The organism is Campylobacter concisus ATCC 51562 (assembly GCF_000466745.1).
GTDB classification, from domain to species: Bacteria; Campylobacterota; Campylobacteria; order Campylobacterales; family Campylobacteraceae; genus Campylobacter_A; species Campylobacter_A concisus_B.
Genome location: NZ_ANNI01000003.1, coordinates 171,642 through 190,460, shown reverse-complemented (window position 1 = coordinate 190,460; position 18,819 = coordinate 171,642). Strand labels below are relative to the sequence as shown.

Here is an 18,819-nt window from a genome sequence, read left to right as displayed (position 1 = left end):
GCCACTTTAAATCTCACATTTAAGACTCATCCCAAAACGCTTTTTTTGGCTTTATAATCTCACTTTTTGAGCCATTTACGCTGTGATAGACCGTTTTATTGTATTTCGTGGCAAGGTGTTTTATAAGCAGCCTTTGAAGTACAGGCTCGCTACTTGGCACAAACCAGCCATTGTTTGTGATAGCTACAACTACGTCAAATTCGCCCCTATAAAGCTCCTCTTTTGTCGCTTCATAGCAGATAGCGTTTCTGATTTTTACTCCATCTATCTCATAGTCGCTAAAATTTTCAGCCTTTTTAAAGTCGCTAGCTCCGCCAAAAAATAGCTTATTAACCGCATCTTGCATAAATTTTGGCAAAGGAATTTCTTCGCCAAATGGCACTAAAAATTTCTTATCCATTCGCCTAAGATTGCCATCTTGAAACAAAAATGCAGAGTTATAAATTTGCTTATTTTCATAGGCAAGCGCACCAGCTACGATGGTTATCTTTTTTGAAAGCTCTTTTAACTCATCAACAAGCAGTGGCTCATTTGTCATAAATAGTGGAAACGCGCTCTCTGGTAGTACGATAAGGCGTTTTTGCTCGGCTATGGCGTTATTTATCAAGTCTAAATTTTCATTTGTAAATTTCATACGTAAACTTTTATCCCAGCGCACTCTTTGAGCGACATCGGTGTTTATTAGCTCCACGTCAAATGGCAAAGTCTTTGCCTCGCTACTTTTAAACTGCAAAGCGGCGATCAGGCAGATAAAAGCTAGGATAAATTTTAAAATTTTACCTTTTAAACTCAAAGAAATGGCTACTAAAAATATAAATATAAGCCCTCTTGTGCTTGGCTCAAAAGCGCCTAAAACAAGCGTTGCTTCAAGATTAAACCAGTTAAAGCCAAATGGATGAACGTAGCTTATTAAAAATAGTAAAACGGCTCTTAGTACCACAAAGCTTGGAAAAGAGGCTATCCAAAATAAAAGTCCATAAACAAGGGCTACAAAGAGGATGACAAATGGTATAAGCCAGACTAGCTCGTAGTAGATAAAACTAAAGCTGATCCAGTAAAACCACAAAATTCCAGTGAAAAAGCCAGCCGCAAAAAAGCCAGCTCTGCTTAAATTTATAATGATGTAAATTCCAGTCAAAGTTAGAAACGGTGAGATGAAATTTAAGAGCAAATTCTCGAAGAGGCCTAAAAAAATAAAGTTGGAGAGCAAAAAAGCACCGACAAAGGCTTTTATTATAATTTTAGTGCTAAAATGCCCATTTAAAAATCTTACAAATAAGGAAATCCATGCAAAACGCTGATTTTTTAACATCATTACTACCTCTTGTTGTGCTTTTCGCCATATTTTACTTTTTGGTTATTAGACCTCAACAAAAACAACAAAAAGCCCATGCAGCAATGCTCGCAGCTCTTGATAAAGGTGATAAGATAATAACTAATGGCGGACTTATCTGCGAAGTGATTAAAGCCGAAAATGATTTTATCAAAGTTAAACTTAACGATGATGTAATCGTTCGTATAGCACGCGAGTTTGTAGCTAAAAAGATCGAAGATAAATAATGCGTAACGCAAGAGTCACATATAGGCTAATTATCTTAATATTAGCCTTGATTTTTGGTTTTGGCTTTTCGGTGCCATCTTTTTTTCAAACTCAAAATGGGGCTAAAATTTCACTTGGCCTTGATCTTCAAGGCGGCCTTCATATGCTGCTTGGTGTTGAAACGAGCGAAGCTATTCACTCAAAAATAAAATCAATAGCCGGAAGTATAAATTATTATGCTAAAAAAGAAGATGTGTTAATTGATAAATTTAAGATTAAAGAAGAGAACATTGACTTTACTCTCCTTGATGGCGACGAAGCTCCAAAAGTAGATAAAGCACTAGCTGAGATAAAGGGGCTTGATATAAAAAAAGATGGTTTAAATTACAGCATATCTTTAACCGAACAAGAAAGAACGGATACGATTGAGTATGCGATCTCGCAAGCTGTTGAAACTATTAGAAACAGACTCGATCAGTTTGGTCTAGCTGAGCCAACTGTTGCCAGACAGGGCAAAGATAATATCCTAGTTGAGCTTCCTGGTATAAAGACTGAAGAGGATGAACAAAGAGCAAGAGATCTCATCGCAAAGGCTGCTCACTTGCAGCTTATGGCAGTTGATGATAAAAGACAAGATCAGGCTAATACAATGAGCGAGGCTGAAGCTGAGAGCTACGGCGATGTGATCTTTAAAGATGCTAAAAATGACCGTGTAAAATATGTCGTTAAAAATATCCCAGTGCTTGATGGCTCGATGCTAACTGACGCAAAGGTTGCATTTTCTCAGCAAAATAACCTACCGATCATAAATTTCACTCTAAATTCAGAGGGTGCTAGAATTTTTGGCGATTTTACTGGTGCAAATGTTGGCAAAAGGCTTGCTATTGTGCTTGATGGCAAGGTTTATTCAGCTCCTGTTATAAATGAAAGAATAGGTGGCGGCAGCGGTCAGATTAGTGGCGGCTTTACTCTTGATGAGGCTCACGACGTAGCGATCGCTCTTAGAAGTGGCGCACTTTTAGCCCCTGTTAAGATGCTGGAAAAAAGAAGCGTTGGTCCATCTTTGGGACAAGAGAGCATCAATCAAAGTATGGTGGCTCTTGCTGCTGGATCTATCTTAGTCGTGTTATTTATGCTAGTTTATTATGGAATTTCTGGAATTTTTGCAAATATTGCACTAGTTGCAGACGTTGTTATATTAGTCGCTGTGATGGCACTTTTTGGAGCGACGCTTACTTTGCCAGGTATGGCTGGTATCGTGCTAACGATCGGTATGGCTGTTGATGCAAACGTCATCATAAATGAACGTATTCGCGAGCTTTTGCGTGAAGGTGTAGCGATAAGAACAGCTGTTCAAAAAGGCTATGAGCACGCTATGAGTGCGATTATCGACTCAAATTTAACTACTATCATCACAGTTGCGGTGCTTTACGCTTATGGCACTGGCCCAGTTAAAGGCTTTGCAGTAACAATGGCAATAGGTATCATGGCTTCGATGCTAACAGCTATACTTGGTACTCATGGCATGTTTGATGCTGCTATGGACAAGATAGAAAAAAGTGGAAATACCAGACTTTGGTTTGGTTATAAAAGGAGCTAAGGATGCAAATTTTTACTAAAGCAAAAGTTTATGATTTTATGCGTTTTAGATTTGCTTCACTGGCATTTTCTATATTTTTATTTGTTGGCTCTATCGTTTTACTTGCTACAAAGGGGTTAAACTACGGCATTGATTTCTCTGGCGGTACGCTTATTCAGCTAAAATACGACACCAAAGCGCCACTCGATAAAATCCGCGACGCTTTTAGCACAAATGAAGTGCTTAAAAACGCCTCTGTTACTGAGTTTGGAAGCGAAGATGAGGCTGTTATTAGATTTTCAGGTTCAAGCTCAAATTTAACTGGCGACATCGGTACTGAGATAAAGCAAATTTTAAAAGATACTGGAAATTTTGAGGTAAGACGTGTTGATATCGTTGGACCAAAGGTTGGCGATGAGCTTAGAGAAAAAGGCTTGATGGCTCTTGGAATTTCACTAATTGGTATATTAATCTACATCACGTTTAGATTTGAGTGGCGTTTTGCGCTTGCTGCGATCGCAACTGAAATTCACGATATAGTTATAACTGTTGGTGCTATTTCGCTATTTAATATTGATGTAAATTTGGACACGCTAGCGGCTGTTTTAACGGTGCTTGGCTACTCTCTAAATGATACGATCATCATTTTTGACAGGATAAGAGAGGGTATCAAAGAGAGTAAGCGAACTGACATCGAAGGCGTTATCAACGAGTCAGTCTCAGCCACACTTTCAAGGACTATCTTAACTTCAGCAACTACGATGATGACAGTTCTTGTGTTATTTTTATTTGGTGGAGATATGATACATGGATTTTCATTTATTCTTATCGTTGGTATTGTCATAGGAACGATCAGTTCGATCTACATCTCTTCGCCGTTTCTTATCTGGTTTAAATTTAGCATCGAGCATTTTAGAAGTAGAGAGACTGAAAAACAAAAGATAAAAAAAGAGCGCGAAAAAGAGCGTGCCATGTTTGAGAAAGGCGTTGTGTAAGGAGGGATAATGAACTGGGGAAAAGTTATCTACATATTTTTTGCATTGATGAGTCTTACGACTACGGCAGAATTTTTATATGATAAAAACGAGATTGCACTTTTTGTGGCAGCTAGTATAAATTTGGTTTCAACGCTACTTAAGATCGGTGTTAAAAATTTACTCTCAGCTGAGCTTTTTGCAAGCTCGCTGGTTGCTGATTTGCACCTTATACCAGCTTTTGTTATTTTGCAAGTCTCTGAAAATATAACACTTAGCTATTCACTAGCTATTGGCGCAGTCATTGCAAATATATTTTCACTAGCCTTGGTTTTAATAGAATCAAGTAAAGCTCAAGAAGAATTTTAGGAGAAAAAATGGCTGAAAAGAGAAAATATGAGCCTTTAAAGATAGAAAAAAAATGGCAAGAAATTTGGGATAAAAATGAAGAATTTGAACCAAAAGATGACCTAAGCTTGCCGAAAAAATATATCCTAAGCATGTTTCCATATCCAAGTGGACGCATACATATGGGGCATGTAAGAAACTACTCTATCGGTGATGCGCTGGCTAGGTCATATAGAAAAAGCGGCTACAACGTGCTTCATCCTATCGGCTTTGATAGCTTTGGCATGCCAGCTGAAAACGCAGCCATAAAACATAAAATTCACCCTAAAATTTGGACTTATGAAAACATCGACTATATGAAAAAAGAGCTTGCAAGCCTTGGTTTTTCATTTTCTAAAAAGAGAATTTTAGCCACGTCTGATCCACTTTACACAAAATGGGAGCAAAGCTTTTTTATAAAGATGTTTGAAAAAGGGCTTGTTTATAGAAAAAATGCAATTATAAATTGGTGCGAATACGATCAAACTGTGCTTGCAAATGAGCAGGTAGAGGATGGTAAATGCTGGAGATGTGGTAATGAAGTGGTGCAAAAAGAGCTTCCAGGATATTACTTTAACATCACAAAATATGCTAGCGAGCTACTTGATGATCTAAAACTTCTTGAAGGCAAATGGCCAAATCAAGTAATTACAATGCAAGAAAACTGGATCGGCAGAAGCTACGGCTTGGAGTTTAAATTTTATCTTGATGAGGCTTCAAAAGAGGCTTTAGGTGGTAAATTTGATGGCTTTGAGGTGTTTACTACAAGGGCTGATACGATTTACGGCGTTAGCTACACTGCTCTTGCACCTGAGCATCCTATTGTAAAAGTGTTGCTTGAGAGTGATAAAATTGATGAAAACAAAAAGACAAAGATAAAAACAATCCTAAATCAAAGCCCAAGAGAGCGTCAAGCGAGCGAAAAAGATGGAGAATTTTTAGGAATTTATGTCGTTCATCCACTTACCAATGAAAAAATCCCAGTTTGGGTTGCAAATTTTATCTTAGCTGACTACGGCAGTGGTGCTATCATGGCTGTTCCTGCGCATGATCAAAGGGACTTCGAGTTTGCAAGTAAATTTAATCTTCCTATAAAACCAGTCGTAAAGCCGCTTGAGGGCGAGAGCGACGGTTCTAAAGCATACTCTGAGTATGGAGTTGCTATAAATTCTGAGCTTATAAATGGACTTGCTTCAGAAGAAGCTAAAAATTTCATAATAGAAAAATTTGAAAAAGATGGTTTAGGCAAAAGGATCACAAACTATAAACTAAGAGACTGGGGAATTTCTCGCCAAAGATACTGGGGTGCGCCAATACCAGTAGTGCACTGCAAATGCTGCGGCGTAGTGCCTGAAAAAGAGGAAAATTTACCTATCGCGCTACCTGAAGATGTCGAGATCACAGGCGAGGGCAATCCTTTAGATAAACATCCGGCTTGGAAATTTACAAAGTGTCCAAAATGCGGACAAGATGCGATCAGAGAGACTGATACGATGGATACGTTTGTGGAGAGTAGCTGGTATTTTGCTAGATTTGCAAGCGATGAGAAGACGTGGGAGCAAAAAGCACTTGATGAAAAGAGCGTGAATTATTGGATGAATGTAGATCAGTATATCGGCGGTATCGAGCATGCGATCTTGCACCTTTTATACGCTAGATTTTTCCAAAAGGTCTTAAGAGATCTAGGCTATCTAAGGGGCGATGAACCATTTGAAAATCTGCTAACTCAAGGCATGGTTTTAAAAGATGGTAAAAAGATGAGTAAAAGTAAGGGCAATGTCGTAGACCCTGACGATATTATTAATAAATATGGTGCCGATACGGCAAGGCTCTTTATCTTGTTTGCTGCTCCTCCTCAAAAAGAGCTTGAGTGGAATGACAGTGCGGTTGAGGGTGCGTTTAGGTTTTTAAATAGACTTTGGGAAAAGGCACAGACTATTAAAAAGATAGACGAACTGCCTCAGATAGACCATGAAAGTCTAAACAAAGATGAGAAATTTGCAAGGCTAAAAATTTATGAAGCGCTTAAAAAATCAACCGAAGTTTTTGGAGACACATTTGCTTTTAATACACTAATCGCTGCTTGCATGGAGGCACTAAATGCCATAAATGCGCAGGATAACGAATATGTAAATGCTGAGGGCTTTTTCATCATCTTAAATTTACTAGAGCCTATCGTGCCGCATATCGCAAATGAGCTTAGTGAAGAGCTTTTTGGTAGAAAAAATTTCACAAAGATAGCCGTAAAAGAAGAGGTTTTTGTAAAAGATAGCATCGCTCTTGCAGTTACAGTAAATGGTAAAAAAAGAGCCGAGTTTGAAGTGGCAGCAAGCGAGAGTGAGGGTGAAATTTTAAAGCTAGCTAAGCAAAATGTGGCTAAATGGCTTGAAGGAAAAGAAATTTTAAAAGAGATTTATATAAAAGGCAAATTAGTAAATTTTGTCATTAAAGGATAAATTTTGAGATATTTTTTAGCGTTTTTTATTGCGATATTTATCTGCGGGTGTGGTTATAAGCCGGTTTCAAAGATCACACATGATCTAGTAGGTGATAAAATTTACGTTGATGTGATCATCAGTAAAGAAGAGCCAAAAAATAGTGTTTGGATAAAGGATGCTGTAAAAGAAGGTATGGTCGCAAGGCTAAATAAAAATCTATCAAGTAAAGAGAGTGCTGATACTTCGATAATTATTTTGGTAAAAGATTTAAATTACGAAGCGATCATTTATGATGAATTTGGCTACATTACGTCATATAAAGCACATTTAAGCTTAAATTATAAGACTAAATTTAAAGATGGTAGCGTGGTTGACATTCCAGCCACTGGCGAGTATGACTTTAGTGTCGCAAGACGTCAAAAAGATGTAAGATTTGCTGACAGCATTCTTAGTGATACTCAAAAATACGAAGCTATCAAAGAGGCATCAAAAGAGGCCTTTGATGAGTATATCGCAAGTTTAGCGGTAAAAGGATATAGAAATGGCAGCAGTAACCGTTAGTCAAATAGTCAAGGAAGCCTTAAATGAGATCAAAGATCGCCATTTGATGCTAACGCCAGAGAATTACACTGAAGTCTATAATGAAATTTCTAAAAAATATGGCTTTACAACAGAAGAGAGTAAAAAGATAGAAAAATATATCTCAAGGCTTGGTGATGAATATAAAAATCAAGCCTTGAGCCTTCATATAAAGACGGTCGATGAGTTTGTTGCTTTTATGACTGCTAGGCTCTCTAGAGGTACTCAACAAGGAGCAGGTCTTGTGGCTGATGATAAAAAGTTACAGTCACTAAACGCATTTGCTAGAAGAATTCTCCAAGCTATTTCGATGCTTCACAATAAAGATGCAAAAAGCTTAGCAGAGCAAAGTATGCAGTTACTTGCTAGAAGATATGATGAGAAAAATCTTGAAGAGATGTGCCTTAGATGGTTTGACTTTGTTAGCTCGTATGACACTGAATTTTTAGAATTTTTGAAATATTATGGTGTTAGAAATTTTGATGATTTAAAGACAATGAGTTCTGAACTTGAGAAATTTCTTGCACAAAAAGATGAAGATGGCGAAGAGGATGTTTTGATTCAGCTTTTAAGCCTTACTCTTGAGCCTTCTATTACAAAGGATCTTGATGAAGAGCTTAGCACGATAAGAAGTACTTTGAAGCAAAATCCTAAAACCTTAAATAGCAAAGAATTTCAAGAAAAGGTAAAGGCATTTGTTGATCGAAGAATAGAAGAAGATAGAACGGAGATCATAGAAAAAGTTGGTTCGCTAAATAATGTCTTACAAAATATAAGTGAGAGAATTTCTGATATTGCAGTTAGTTCACAAAGTAGTTCTGATAAAGTAAAAAGCATTAAAAATGATCTAAAAAATGTAAATTTAAATACAAATAGCATTGATCAAGTAAGAAGCATGCTTATTGAGATCGCTGGTGCTTTGGAGATCGAGAGCAAAGAGCTTGGTATCGAGATGCACAATAGACAAGCTACTATCTTAGAGCTTCAAAATAGAGTGAATAGCCTTGAAAAAGAGCTTGAGGAAGCTAAGCTGGAGAGCAAAGAAGACTTTTTGACAAAGGTATCTACTAAGCGTGCTTTGATGAACGAGATTCAACGCATCGAAGAGGCATATAAACGCTATGGGACTGACTATTCTATCTGCTTTGTTGATATTGATCATTTCAAAAGCATAAATGATACTTATGGGCATGAGGCTGGAGATGTTATTCTTTCAGCAGTGGCTCAAGTACTTAAGAAAAACGCTAGAAAGGTTGATTTCGTTGGTAGATATGGTGGCGAAGAATTTGTAATCTTGCTTCCAAGTACTGGCTTAAAAGATAGTGTTAAATTTGGAGATAAGCTAAGAAGTATGATAGAAAATTTCAAATTTATCTATAAAAATGAGCGTATTAAGGTTACTATAAGCTCTGGTATAGCGACAAGAAGTGCAAATTTAAGCGAGACGATGACACTTGAGGCTGCTGACAAGATGCTTTATCTCTCAAAAGAAAATGGTAGAAATCAAGTAATGCCAAAGATAATCGAGGAAAAATGAGCCTAGCTAAATTTCTTGATGGCAAACCACTTTACTATAAAGAGATTGACTACGGCAGGATTATTAGAGCGTATGCGACTATAAAAGAACATATAAAGCCATTTAAGATTATTCACATAATAGGCACAAATGGCAAAGGCAGCACTGGCCGCTTTTTAGCGCAAATTTTAAGCCAAAATGGCGCAAAAGTAGGGCACTACACGAGCCCTCATATATTTAAGTTTAATGAGCGATTTTGGTTAAATGGCGAAGTCGCTAGTGATGAAATTTTAGAAGCAGCTCACGAGCGCCTGCAAGGACTTCTAAGCGATGAATACAAGATAAAAACAAGTTATTTTGAGTATATGACATTGCTTTCAGCTATACTTTTTGAGGGTTGCGACTACTTTGTCTGCGAGGCTGGTATGGGCGGTGTGCTTGATGCGACAAATGTTTTTGAAAAAGAGTTAAGCATTTTTACGCCTATTGGGCTTGATCACACGGCAGTTCTTGGAAATAGCCTAGAAGAAATTTCACGCACGAAGTTTGAGGCTATGGGCGCAAGAGCTATTTTAAATGACGAAATGAACGATACAAGTATCGCTATCGCAAAAGAGATCGCAAGTGAAAAAGGCTCCACTTTAAGCTTCCCAAGAGAAATTTTAACCAAAGAAAATTTAAACGAGATCGCAAACTATGCAAATAAATTTAATCTACCAGAGTTTTTACGATCAAATTTAACTCTAGCCTACGCTACGGCTAAAATTTTAGATAGCAGCATAGATATCAAAAAGCTGGGTGCTCTTACGCTTCGAGGCAGATGCGAAAAGATCGCTTCAAATTTATACGTTGATGTCGGTCACAACGAGCTTGGCGCAAAGGCTGTTGCTAAGAAATTTAGCCAAGGTGAGTTTGTTGGCAAGAAGCTTACCTTGGTATATAATTCGTTCTTGGATAAAGATTTCAAAGCGGTTTTGGCAGCTTTAAAGCCAGTCGTTGAGGATGTGCTGCTTTATCACTATCACTGCGAGGGTAGGGAGCTTGGCGGAGAGCTCATAAATAAAGCGTTAAACGAGCTTAAAATTTCGCATAGAGAGTTTGAGTCAAGCGATATGAACGATATAAAAGATGCAAAAAACGGCAAAATTTACCTAGCATTTGGTTCGTTTCACTTGGCCGAAGCCTTTTTAAAAGAGTACTATGCAAGCAAAGGTTTATGAGTATCTTTTAACACACGCCCCACAAATTCTCATCTGCGAAGATGACAAAGAGGCGGCACTCTGCGCTGATGCGGCCAGTTTTGCTGGCTTTAGCGCATTTAAACTACCTGATTTTAGAGCTAAAAAGGGCGATGATCTAAGAAGCTTTAACGAAGAGCTTTTTGAAATTTCATCCGTTCTTAGCAAATACTACAAATTTGATGGCAAAAAGATCATCATAAGCCCATTTAGTACGCTTTTAAACCCACTTCCAACGCAAAAAAACCTAGAAAGCTCAACGATCAAGCTAAAAGATAATCTAAATTTAAGCGAATTTGCCGACCTACTCATACGCTTTGGTTACGAGTGTGTCGATATCGTTGAGAGCGTTGGCGAGTTTAGCATTCGTGGCGAAGTCATTGACATTTACGGCGTAAATATGGACGATCCTGTTAGAATTTTACTCTTTGGCGATGAGGTGGAAAGCATAAGAAATTATAATACCGCCACGCAAATTAGCAACAAAAATGAGCTAAGCGAAGCTGAGATCGTGCCATTTATCGCAAATTTAAGCAAAGATGAGTTTGAAAAAGTTAGCCAAAAGATCGAGGATATGCAAAGCGACGCCTTGGTGAGTGATCTAAATTCACTTGGATTTTGGGCGATAGATAGCTTTAGCGACTACTTGAAAGAATTTGACTCAAAGCTTGTTAAAAAGATCGATTTTGAAATTTATGATGCACCCAAGGATAAATTTAAGGGCATTGAAATTTTGCCTGAGCCAAAGGTCTATAAAGACTTAGAAGTCACTTTAAATTTTGACTTTTTTGAGCTAAATAAGAGTAAAAATATAACCGTTCTTTCAAGAAATGAAGGACTTTTTAAGGGCTATGAGCTTGATGGCTTTGCAAATGTAAAGCTTGAAATTTCGCCTCTTGTAGTAAATATAACTTCGAGTGACAATATAGTCGTTTCACTAAATAAATTTGAGAAAAAAAGGCGAGTTAAACGCTCAAGTCTCGTGGTCGATGAGCTAAAAGTAAATGACTATGTCGTGCATGAAGATTATGGTATAGGTAGATTTTTAGGGCTTGAAAAGATCAAAGTTTTGGGCGCGACAAAGGAATTTGTGGTTATCGCCTACCAAAATGACGACAAGCTTCTTTTGCCAGTCGAGCATCTAAATTTGATAGACCGCTACATCGCACAAAATGGCTCTATGGCGGTGCTTGATCGCTTAGGCAAGGCAAATTTTGCCAAGATAAAAGAAAAGGTCAGAGAAAAACTCTTCGCGATCGCCTCAAAGATCGTAGCAATGGCTGCAAAAAGGGAGCTAATCGCAGGCAAAATTTTACAAAAAGAGGATATCTCTTATCTAAATTTCGTTCAAGACGCTGGCTTTTCATATACGAGTGATCAGCAAAAAGCGGTAAATGATATAAAAGATGAGCTAAAAAGCGGCAAGGTGATGGATAGGCTGCTTAGCGGTGATGTTGGCTTTGGCAAGACTGAAGTTGCGATGAATGCTATATTTACCTGCATAAAATCAGGCTTTAGCGCATTTTTCTTCGTGCCAACGACACTTCTTAGCTCGCAGCACTACAAGACACTAAGCCAAAGATTTAGCAAATTTGGCATAAAGGTCTTTAGGCTGGATCGCTTCTCAAGCGCTAAAGAAAAATCAAGCCTGCAAAAGGCGCTAAAAGAAAATGAGCCTATAGTTTGCGTGGGTACGCATGCACTTCTTGGTGTAAAGGCTGAGAATTTAGGGCTTATAGTGGTTGATGAAGAGCATAAATTTGGCGTTAAACAAAAAGAGCAGTTAAAAGAAATTTCTCAAAATTCACACATCTTAAGCATGAGTGCCACTCCTATACCAAGAAGCCTAAATATGGCGCTTAGCAAGATAAAAACATATAGCATTTTGACCACCCCGCCAAGCTCGAGGCTAGATGTGAGAACAAGTGTTAGAGAGTGGGACGAAAAGGTCGTCAAAGAGGCGATCATGCGTGAGCTAAGACGTGGAGGGCAGACCTTTTACATCCACAATCACATCGCAGACATCGAACAAACAGCAAATGAGCTAAGAAAAATTTTGCCAAAGCTTAGAATTTTGATCCTTCACTCAAAGATAAATGCAAAAGTCGCTGAAGATGAGATGATGAAATTTGAGCGGGGCGAGTACGACTTGCTACTTTGCACCAGCATCGTTGAAAGCGGCATCCACTTGCCAAATGCAAACACCATAATCGTAGAAAATGCTAATAAATTTGGCATGGCTGACCTGCATCAGCTGCGCGGTCGCGTGGGTAGAAGCGACAAGCAGGCCTACTGCTACTTTTTAGTTGAAGATAAAGATGCTATTAGTAAAGACGCTCTAAAACGCCTTGTAGCACTTGAAGGCAACTCATTTTTAGGCGCTGGCTCAGTGCTAGCTTATCACGATCTTGAGATAAGAGGTGGTGGCAACATCATCGGCGAGGCGCAAAGCGGCCACATCGAGGCTATCGGCTACTCGCTATATCTAAAGATGCTAGAAGATGAGATAAACAAGCTTCTTAATCAAGACTCAGCAAAGCTAGACAAGATCGATCTAAAGCTTAGTGTGAGCGCCTTTTTAAATCAAGAATTTATAAGAGAAGATAGGCTAAGGCTTGAAATTTACAGGCGCCTTAGCAAGTGCAAAGAAGTGAGTGAAGTCTATGAGATACAAAGCGAGCTTGAGGATAGATTTGGCAAGATAGATACATTTACAAAGCAGTTTTTAGACCTTATCATCATCAAAATTTTAGCCCTAAAAGCTGGCATAAAGACTATCTCAAACAGCGAACAAAATATACTAATAACAAAAAATGATGATGAGAAAATCAGGCTAAAGTCACGTAGCAAGGACGATGATGATGTTTTGGCTGAAATTTTGGTCTATCTAAGAAAGGATAAGAAATGATAGATTGGGGCGTGAAGTATGCAGCGATATATAGAAACACAAAAGGCATGCTAAAACCAGTTGATGATATTGATTTTGTAGATATCGACTCACTTTACGGGCTAGAGAAACAAAAAGAAATTTTGCTAAAAAATACTCTAAATTTTATAGAAGGTAAAGACGCAAATCACGTGCTTCTTTGGGGTGAGAGAGGATGTGGCAAGTCAAGCCTTGTAAGGGCTGTTTTTACTAAATTTTATAAAGCTGGGCTTCGCATCATTGAGATCGGTTGCGAGGATCTAAAATACCTTGGCGATATCATCGATGAGATCAGAAAAAGCGAGTTTAAATTTATCATTTTTTGTGATGATCTAAGCTTTGAAAATGGCAGCAATGAGTATAAATTTCTAAAACCTATAATGGACGGCTCTATCCAAAAGCCGCCAAAAAACGTACTTTTATACGCTACATCAAATCGTAGACATTTAATAAGCGAGTTTAAAAGTGAAAATGAAAACTCAGAGCTAATTGACGGCGAAATCCACTACAGCGACGCAGCTCAGGAGAAAATTTCTCTATCCGATCGCTTTGGTCTTTGGATCAGCTTTTATCAAGGCAACTACGATGAGTATCTAAAAATGGTTGATTTTTACTTTAAAGACTACGCAGGCGACAAAGAGGAGCTTCATACGCTTGCTAAAAATTTCGCAACACTCAGAGCTAGCAGAAGTGGTAGGACAGCAAAGCAGTTTTATCTAACTTTTAAAGAAAATTTAAAATGACTTCAACCGATCTATTTTTAACCTTGTTTAATCACAAAAACAAAAATTTTGATGAGCTAAAATGGCCAGGTGAGGGCACTTTTGAGGTTGTTTTGGGTGCTATTTTAGTGCAAAATACCAACTGGAAAAACGTAGAAAAAGCGCTAAATAATCTAAAAAATGCAGGTAAAGATAGCCTAAATGGCATCTGTTCTCTTGAAAACAGTGAGCTTGCCACGCTTATAAAGCCAAGTGGCTTTTATAACACAAAGGCTAAACGGCTAAAGACGCTTTGCCAAGCCATAAGAAACGAGTTTGACGACTTTGAAAATTTCAAAGAAAATGTAAGTCGTGAGTGGCTCATAAGCGTAAAAGGTGTTGGAGCCGAGACTTGTGATGCAATACTTGCTTATGCTTGCGGTAAGCCATATATGGTTGTTGATGCTTATGCGCTTAGGATAATGGCATATTTTGACTATATTTTTGAGAGCTACGATGAGGCGGTTGAGTGGTTTAGCTCGCTTGATTATGATGAAATTTATAAAATTCTTGATAGCGAGAAATTTGATGAGATTGAAATTTTAAAACTCTATCACGCTCTTATTTTGGAGTTTTGCAAGGAAAATTTCAAAGGTAAAATCTTAAGCCAAAATGGTCAAAAAATATTAAGCAGCATTAAAAATTAAACTACTAATATGTAACAACTATTTATAAATTTGCCAAATATCGGGGCTTTTTATAGTCTATTTTAAAATTCTGTGCTAAATTTACACAAAATTTATCTTATTTAGTTTAGGAGGAGTGATGATTTACGATAACATCGTTAAAACGATTGGTAATACACCTATTGTAAAGATAAAAACAGGTGCTGATGAAGCCGAAATTTACGTAAAACTAGAGTTTTTTAACCCAGGTGGCTCTGTAAAAGATAGGATTGCATTTAATATGATAACTAAGATGCTAGCTGACGGTACGCTAAAACATGGTGATACTATCGTTGAGCCAACGAGCGGAAATACTGGCATTGGTGTAGCGATGTGCGGTGCTGCACTTGGTTTTAAAGTGATACTTTGCATGCCAGAGAGCATGAGTATCGAAAGACGTAAGATCGTAGCTGCTTATGGTGCACAGCTTGAGCTTACTCCTGCGTCTGGTGGCATGAAAGCAGCGATCGCAAGAGCTACAGAACTATCAGCTCAACCAAATCACGTAATGCTAAGCCAGTTTGAAAACAAGTATAACCCACAAGCTCACGAACTAACAACAGCAGCTGAAATTGTGGCTGATTTTAGTAAGCTTGATGCATTTGTAGCTGGTGTTGGTACAGGTGGCACAATAAGTGGCGTAGCAAAAATTTTAAAAGAAAAGGGCTATGACACTAAGATCATCGCAGTTGAGCCTGAAGCATCGCCGGTTTTAAGTGGTGGCAACCCAGGACCGCATAAAATTCAAGGCATTGGAGCCGGATTTTTACCAAATACTATGAATATGAGCTTAGTTAGCGAGGTAGAAAAAGTAAGCAACGATGACGCACTAAATGCAGCTAGAGCGATCGCTAAAAGTGATGGACTCATGATAGGTATAAGTGGTGGTGCTGCTTACGTTGCTGCAAAAAGAGTAGCTAAAAGACTTGGTGCTGGCAAAAAAGTACTTTTCATAGCTCCAGATAATGGCGAAAGATACTTAAGCACAGAGCTTTACGGAGCATAAAAATATGTGGGAGAGTCTGAAGGAGCTAGTTCAAACTGTTCGTGAAAAAGACCCATCAGTACATAAGTGTTGCTTTTTGGCAATACTTATAAACACTCCTGGTATTCATGCGGTTTTGTTTCATAAAATTTCTCATTTTTTATATAAAAAAGGGCATTTTTTTCTAGCTAGGCTCATCTCGCAAATTGCAAGATTTTTAACGGGCATCGAGATCCATCCTGGAGCAAAGATCGGCAAGAGATTTTTCATAGATCATGGTATGGGTGTGGTTATCGGTGAGACAGCTGAGATAGGCGATGATGTAATGATGTATCATCAAGTAACACTTGGAGGCACCGGAAAAGAGTGTGGCAAAAGACATCCGACTGTAAAAAATGGTGTGACTATCGCAGCTGGCTCAAAGATACTAGGTGCCATAACGATCGGTGAAAATGCCAAGATCGGCGCAAACTCGGTCGTGCTAAAAAATGTCCCAGCAAACGCGACAGTCGTTGGTATACCAGCAAGAATAGTTCGAGTAAATGGGACAAAATTTGAACCAGAGTTTATTATCTAACCTTAAAGATTAGATAAATTTATTCTTACTTTTTATGCTTTAAAATTTGAGCATAAATTTCGTCTTTTAGTTTTAACTTCTCTTTTTTTAAATTATCAATTTCAGATGGTTTTGCTAGATTGTCGTCTATTTTTTTATTTAGCTCATCATGTTTTTTGCAAAGAGCAGCAAAACGAGCATCGGTTTTCTTTAGCTCATTTATAAGGTCTGTATATTCATGTAACATATCGTCTCCTATAAAATTTTGAGAAATTTTATCAAGACTTTGTAAATGCTTGGATATAAAAAAGGTACCAAGCTATTGCTTAAATTTTTAAAAAGAGTGAGTAGAAAAATTTATTTTATACGTATTTAAATTCTTCAGGTTTGTGTTTGCTTTTTACAACACGCTTGGTTAGACGTATTCCATCAACGGTACCGATAACTAAAAGCTTTGATCCTGTCCCCACTAATGTGTCACCATTTGGCATTGGCACAAAATTATTATTTATATCTCTAATGCCTACTATGTCCGCATTAGTGATATTTCGTAGATGAGTCTCTTTTAGTCTTTTAAATCTTATCCAAGAGTAATCAGGAACAAGAATTTCTTCTATATCGATAGGTGAATTTTTTGTATACAAAAACTGCTCTAATAAATTTTCCATGTCTGGCCTTACGCTCATGGCACTTAACCGCTGCGCGACTAAGCGAGATGGGCTTACTACATTGTCAGCACCTAATTTTTTTAATCTTTGCGTATCGTCTTCTGTCTCTGCATTTGTGATGATATGATAAGGCTTTCTGCGACCTATCTCTTTTTCATAAAGTCTTACAGATGCTATAAGGGCGATATTATCAGCAATATTTGAGCTAAGAGTTATAAGTCCTTTTGCGCTTGATAGATGTGTTTTTAAAAAGGCAATTTGTGTATGTGGCTGAGCCTTTATGAAATATGGATATTTATAAATTTGAGCTAGCTCTGCGATATCTTCTCTATCATCGACCACTACAAAAGGTATATGATTTTCGCGAAATTGAGCACTAAGTTCGATTGTGTATAGATTGTGATAACAAATAACGAAGTGATTCTTTAGTCTTGCGATCCTATAAAGCATGCGTCGTTCCTTTAAAATGCTAATTAATGTACCTCTTTTTAAAACCTCAACCACAATACCAATCGATAGTGTAAATATAATAAAACCAATAAGTATAAAAGTGATAGTAAAAATTCTGCCCTTTGGAGTTATTGGAGCAACTTCGGTAAAACCAACTGTTGTAAAAGTCATGCCAGCTTGGTAAAAGGCATCTATTAGCGAGAAATTATCTATTAAGACATAACCTAATGTTCCAAAAAGTAACAGTAATACGACTGAAATTAGTGGAAATCTAAAAGGTTTTAATTGTTCATAAAGCTCAGTATCTAGGCTTATTTCTGGTTTTGTAGAGTTTGACCAGTTGAGGAATTTTAAAAGTCTTGAGAGAAAAGACATAAATTCCTCTTCATTTTATATTCTTAGTTTGATTGTTTTTTCATCGTTCTTAGAGTAGAAGCAGCAACTTTTATCTTTCTTGTAGTACCATCTTCTAGTGTAACACGAATCGTTCTAAGATTTGGCAAGAATCTTCTTTTAGTTTTATTGTTAGCGTGGCTCACATTGTTGCCTATCATCGGTCCTTTGCCTGTTATCGCACATCTTTTTGACATTTTTTTTCCTTATAAACAAAAATTTCTGCTGATTTTATCTAAAACAAACAAAAGTAATGCTTAAATAGATTCTTTTTTAAAAGAATTGATTTTTATTAATAATCTAGATAAAATAACACCTTTGTCTATAAAATTATAAATAGCAAAAATATTTAGAAATCTTGAGTGATGCAAAATGCTTAGTAAAGAGTTGATCGAAAAAAATGTTGATTTTGTTTTACAGATGCCAACTCTTTTTGAAAAGATCGAGCACTTTTTGTTAGCTGGTAATGTAACTGAGGCAGTTACTACTTTGCAAAATATAGCATCTTTTAAAACTTATTTTAGCTCCATTTTTAAACGTGCAAAATTTGATATTCCTTATGATGGCAACGATTTGGTAGTAATAGCAAATATGCTTGGCATTGATACTTTTAGAGCAATAGTGCTTTCTTATTTTATATTTTTAAAATCCCCAAAAATTTATAAGGTATTTAATTTTAAAATCGTCGATTTGATCGAGCTTAATGCTAAAATTTTATCAGATTGGCTAAAGGTATTAAATTCTTTTAAAGAAAAACGCTACAACTATTTATCACTTGCTCCGTATTCTATAGCCTGTATTATAGTGTGTGAGAATTTATTTTCGAAATTTCCATCTTGCATGTCAGATGTTATTTTGTATTCTGATGTAAGCTATAATGAAATTTTGCAAAAAAAATATGGCTTTAGTCTTTGGGATATTTTTTTAAAAGCAATGAATATGAATAAACAATCATTAAGCAAGATTGATAAAGAGATGCTTTGCTTTTTTGAGATTTTGCTCTCTTATGAGTCCAGCAGGCCTGAATTTTATGATTTTGGAGTTGATAAAATTTTAGATATCAATGTTTATCCAGAGATGCAAACCATTATATTTATTAAAAAAGCTCTACAAAAATGAAATTAACTTTTAATGGTTCTATGGTAATTATAAGGCCTTTTGGTT

At 37.1% G+C, this 18,819-nt stretch carries 18 protein-coding genes; 14 read left to right on the top strand and 4 right to left on the bottom strand.

The annotated features are described in order from the left end of the window. Positions 1 to 19: 19 nt before the first annotated feature. The gene (locus ATCC51562_RS02305) at positions 20 to 1,312 is read right to left on the bottom strand and encodes an apolipoprotein N-acyltransferase (protein WP_035167192.1); all 1,293 of its coding nucleotides are present in this window, start codon (positions 1,310 to 1,312) and stop codon (positions 20 to 22) included. On the opposite strand from ATCC51562_RS02305, the gene yajC reads away from it, so the two are divergent. The 13 genes from yajC to epsC all read left to right on the top strand — a co-directional run bounded on the left by yajC (position 1,288) and on the right by epsC (position 16,165). Then, positions 1,288 to 1,560, top strand: a complete 273-nt coding sequence (gene yajC / locus ATCC51562_RS02300) for a preprotein translocase subunit YajC (RefSeq protein ID WP_021090619.1) — start codon at positions 1,288 to 1,290, stop codon at positions 1,558 to 1,560. The genes ATCC51562_RS02305 and yajC overlap by 25 nt on opposite strands. Further along, the gene (gene secD / locus ATCC51562_RS02295; protein WP_021090931.1) at positions 1,560 to 3,140 is read left to right on the top strand and encodes a protein translocase subunit SecD; all 1,581 of its coding nucleotides are present in this window, start codon (positions 1,560 to 1,562) and stop codon (positions 3,138 to 3,140) included. Before yajC ends, secD begins: the two co-directional genes overlap by 1 nt. A 2-nt stretch (positions 3,141 to 3,142) precedes the next feature. Next, positions 3,143 to 4,114: a protein translocase subunit SecF gene (secF, locus tag ATCC51562_RS02290; protein ID WP_021090900.1), complete on the top strand. Its 972-nt coding sequence runs from the start codon at positions 3,143 to 3,145 to the stop codon at positions 4,112 to 4,114. Between the two features lie 9 nt (positions 4,115 to 4,123). Continuing rightward, complete coding sequence (locus tag ATCC51562_RS02285) at positions 4,124 to 4,462, top strand: DUF6394 family protein (RefSeq protein WP_021090699.1); 339 nt, start codon at positions 4,124 to 4,126, stop codon at positions 4,460 to 4,462. A gap of 8 nt (positions 4,463 to 4,470) precedes the next feature. Next, positions 4,471 to 6,936 carry a leucine--tRNA ligase gene (gene leuS, locus ATCC51562_RS02280; RefSeq protein WP_021090706.1) on the top strand — a complete coding sequence of 822 codons (2,466 nt, stop codon included), beginning with the start codon at positions 4,471 to 4,473 and terminating at the stop codon, positions 6,934 to 6,936. Between the two features lie 3 nt (positions 6,937 to 6,939). Next, a complete protein-coding gene (gene lptE / locus ATCC51562_RS02275) occupies positions 6,940 to 7,479 on the top strand; it encodes an LPS assembly lipoprotein LptE (protein ID WP_021090545.1) in 540 nt (179 codons plus the stop codon). Beyond that, positions 7,460 to 9,034, top strand: a complete 1,575-nt coding sequence (locus ATCC51562_RS02270) for a GGDEF domain-containing protein (protein WP_021090996.1) — start codon at positions 7,460 to 7,462, stop codon at positions 9,032 to 9,034. The genes lptE and ATCC51562_RS02270 overlap by 20 nt, the downstream gene beginning before the upstream one ends. Continuing rightward, on the top strand, positions 9,031 to 10,233 hold the full coding sequence (locus ATCC51562_RS02265) for a Mur ligase family protein (protein ID WP_021090701.1): 1,203 nt from the start codon (positions 9,031 to 9,033) through the stop codon (positions 10,231 to 10,233). The genes ATCC51562_RS02270 and ATCC51562_RS02265 overlap by 4 nt, the downstream gene beginning before the upstream one ends. Then, positions 10,214 to 13,159, top strand: coding sequence for a transcription-repair coupling factor (gene mfd / locus ATCC51562_RS02260; RefSeq protein ID WP_021090907.1), 2,946 nt, complete (start codon positions 10,214 to 10,216; stop codon positions 13,157 to 13,159). Before ATCC51562_RS02265 ends, mfd begins: the two co-directional genes overlap by 20 nt. After that, on the top strand, positions 13,156 to 13,920 hold the full coding sequence (locus tag ATCC51562_RS02255; RefSeq protein WP_021090480.1) for an ATP-binding protein: 765 nt from the start codon (positions 13,156 to 13,158) through the stop codon (positions 13,918 to 13,920). The genes mfd and ATCC51562_RS02255 overlap by 4 nt, the downstream gene beginning before the upstream one ends. Then, positions 13,917 to 14,585, top strand: coding sequence for an endonuclease III domain-containing protein (locus tag ATCC51562_RS02250; RefSeq protein WP_021091070.1), 669 nt, complete (start codon positions 13,917 to 13,919; stop codon positions 14,583 to 14,585). The genes ATCC51562_RS02255 and ATCC51562_RS02250 overlap by 4 nt, the downstream gene beginning before the upstream one ends. 118 nt (positions 14,586 to 14,703) lie before the next feature. Beyond that, a complete protein-coding gene (gene cysK, locus ATCC51562_RS02245; protein ID WP_021090878.1) occupies positions 14,704 to 15,609 on the top strand; it encodes a cysteine synthase A in 906 nt (301 codons plus the stop codon). A 4-nt stretch (positions 15,610 to 15,613) separates the two neighbouring features. Next, positions 15,614 to 16,165 (top strand): serine O-acetyltransferase EpsC, encoded by a 552-nt coding sequence (gene epsC, locus ATCC51562_RS02240; protein WP_021090453.1) that lies wholly within the window; start codon positions 15,614 to 15,616, stop codon positions 16,163 to 16,165. A 25-nt stretch (positions 16,166 to 16,190) separates the two neighbouring features. On the opposite strand, the gene ATCC51562_RS02235 is transcribed toward epsC, so the two are convergent. The 3 genes from ATCC51562_RS02235 to rpmB form a co-directional block, all read right to left on the bottom strand. Further along, positions 16,191 to 16,391, bottom strand: a complete 201-nt coding sequence (locus tag ATCC51562_RS02235; RefSeq protein WP_021091004.1) for a YdcH family protein — start codon at positions 16,389 to 16,391, stop codon at positions 16,191 to 16,193. 115 nt (positions 16,392 to 16,506) lie between these two features. After that, positions 16,507 to 17,637 (bottom strand): potassium channel family protein, encoded by a 1,131-nt coding sequence (locus tag ATCC51562_RS02230; RefSeq protein WP_021090478.1) that lies wholly within the window; start codon positions 17,635 to 17,637, stop codon positions 16,507 to 16,509. Positions 17,638 to 17,660: 23 nt separating this feature from the next. Beyond that, the gene (rpmB, locus tag ATCC51562_RS02225; RefSeq protein ID WP_021090707.1) at positions 17,661 to 17,852 is read right to left on the bottom strand and encodes a 50S ribosomal protein L28; all 192 of its coding nucleotides are present in this window, start codon (positions 17,850 to 17,852) and stop codon (positions 17,661 to 17,663) included. 175 nt (positions 17,853 to 18,027) lie between these two features. On the opposite strand from rpmB, the gene ATCC51562_RS02220 reads away from it, so the two are divergent. Continuing rightward, positions 18,028 to 18,774 carry a hypothetical protein gene (locus tag ATCC51562_RS02220; protein ID WP_021090464.1) on the top strand — a complete coding sequence of 249 codons (747 nt, stop codon included), beginning with the start codon at positions 18,028 to 18,030 and terminating at the stop codon, positions 18,772 to 18,774. The last annotated feature ends 45 nt before the right edge of the window (positions 18,775 to 18,819 follow it).

What these genes read in the sequence shown, in the direction of transcription:
- ATCC51562_RS02285 (WP_021090699.1), top strand. Translation starts at nt 4,124, where the DNA reads ATGAACTGGGGAAAAGTTATCTACATATTTTTTGCATTGATGAGTCTT.
- epsC (WP_021090453.1), top strand. Translation starts at nt 15,614, where the DNA reads ATGTGGGAGAGTCTGAAGGAGCTAGTTCAAACTGTTCGTGAAAAAGAC.
- ATCC51562_RS02265 (WP_021090701.1), top strand. Translation starts at nt 9,031, where the DNA reads ATGAGCCTAGCTAAATTTCTTGATGGCAAACCACTTTACTATAAAGAG.
- ATCC51562_RS02270 (WP_021090996.1), top strand. Translation starts at nt 7,460, where the DNA reads ATGGCAGCAGTAACCGTTAGTCAAATAGTCAAGGAAGCCTTAAATGAG.
- rpmB (WP_021090707.1), bottom strand. Translation starts at nt 17,852, where the DNA reads ATGTCAAAAAGATGTGCGATAACAGGCAAAGGACCGATGATAGGCAAC.
- ATCC51562_RS02305 (WP_035167192.1), bottom strand. Translation starts at nt 1,312, where the DNA reads ATGTTAAAAAATCAGCGTTTTGCATGGATTTCCTTATTTGTAAGATTT.
- ATCC51562_RS02220 (WP_021090464.1), top strand. Translation starts at nt 18,028, where the DNA reads ATGCTTAGTAAAGAGTTGATCGAAAAAAATGTTGATTTTGTTTTACAG.
- ATCC51562_RS02255 (WP_021090480.1), top strand. Translation starts at nt 13,156, where the DNA reads ATGATAGATTGGGGCGTGAAGTATGCAGCGATATATAGAAACACAAAA.
- ATCC51562_RS02230 (WP_021090478.1), bottom strand. Translation starts at nt 17,637, where the DNA reads ATGTCTTTTCTCTCAAGACTTTTAAAATTCCTCAACTGGTCAAACTCT.
- secD (WP_021090931.1), top strand. Translation starts at nt 1,560, where the DNA reads ATGCGTAACGCAAGAGTCACATATAGGCTAATTATCTTAATATTAGCC.
- ATCC51562_RS02235 (WP_021091004.1), bottom strand. Translation starts at nt 16,391, where the DNA reads ATGTTACATGAATATACAGACCTTATAAATGAGCTAAAGAAAACCGAT.
- leuS (WP_021090706.1), top strand. Translation starts at nt 4,471, where the DNA reads ATGGCTGAAAAGAGAAAATATGAGCCTTTAAAGATAGAAAAAAAATGG.
- mfd (WP_021090907.1), top strand. Translation starts at nt 10,214, where the DNA reads ATGCAAGCAAAGGTTTATGAGTATCTTTTAACACACGCCCCACAAATT.
- cysK (WP_021090878.1), top strand. Translation starts at nt 14,704, where the DNA reads ATGATTTACGATAACATCGTTAAAACGATTGGTAATACACCTATTGTA.
- secF (WP_021090900.1), top strand. Translation starts at nt 3,143, where the DNA reads ATGCAAATTTTTACTAAAGCAAAAGTTTATGATTTTATGCGTTTTAGA.
- ATCC51562_RS02250 (WP_021091070.1), top strand. Translation starts at nt 13,917, where the DNA reads ATGACTTCAACCGATCTATTTTTAACCTTGTTTAATCACAAAAACAAA.
- yajC (WP_021090619.1), top strand. Translation starts at nt 1,288, where the DNA reads ATGCAAAACGCTGATTTTTTAACATCATTACTACCTCTTGTTGTGCTT.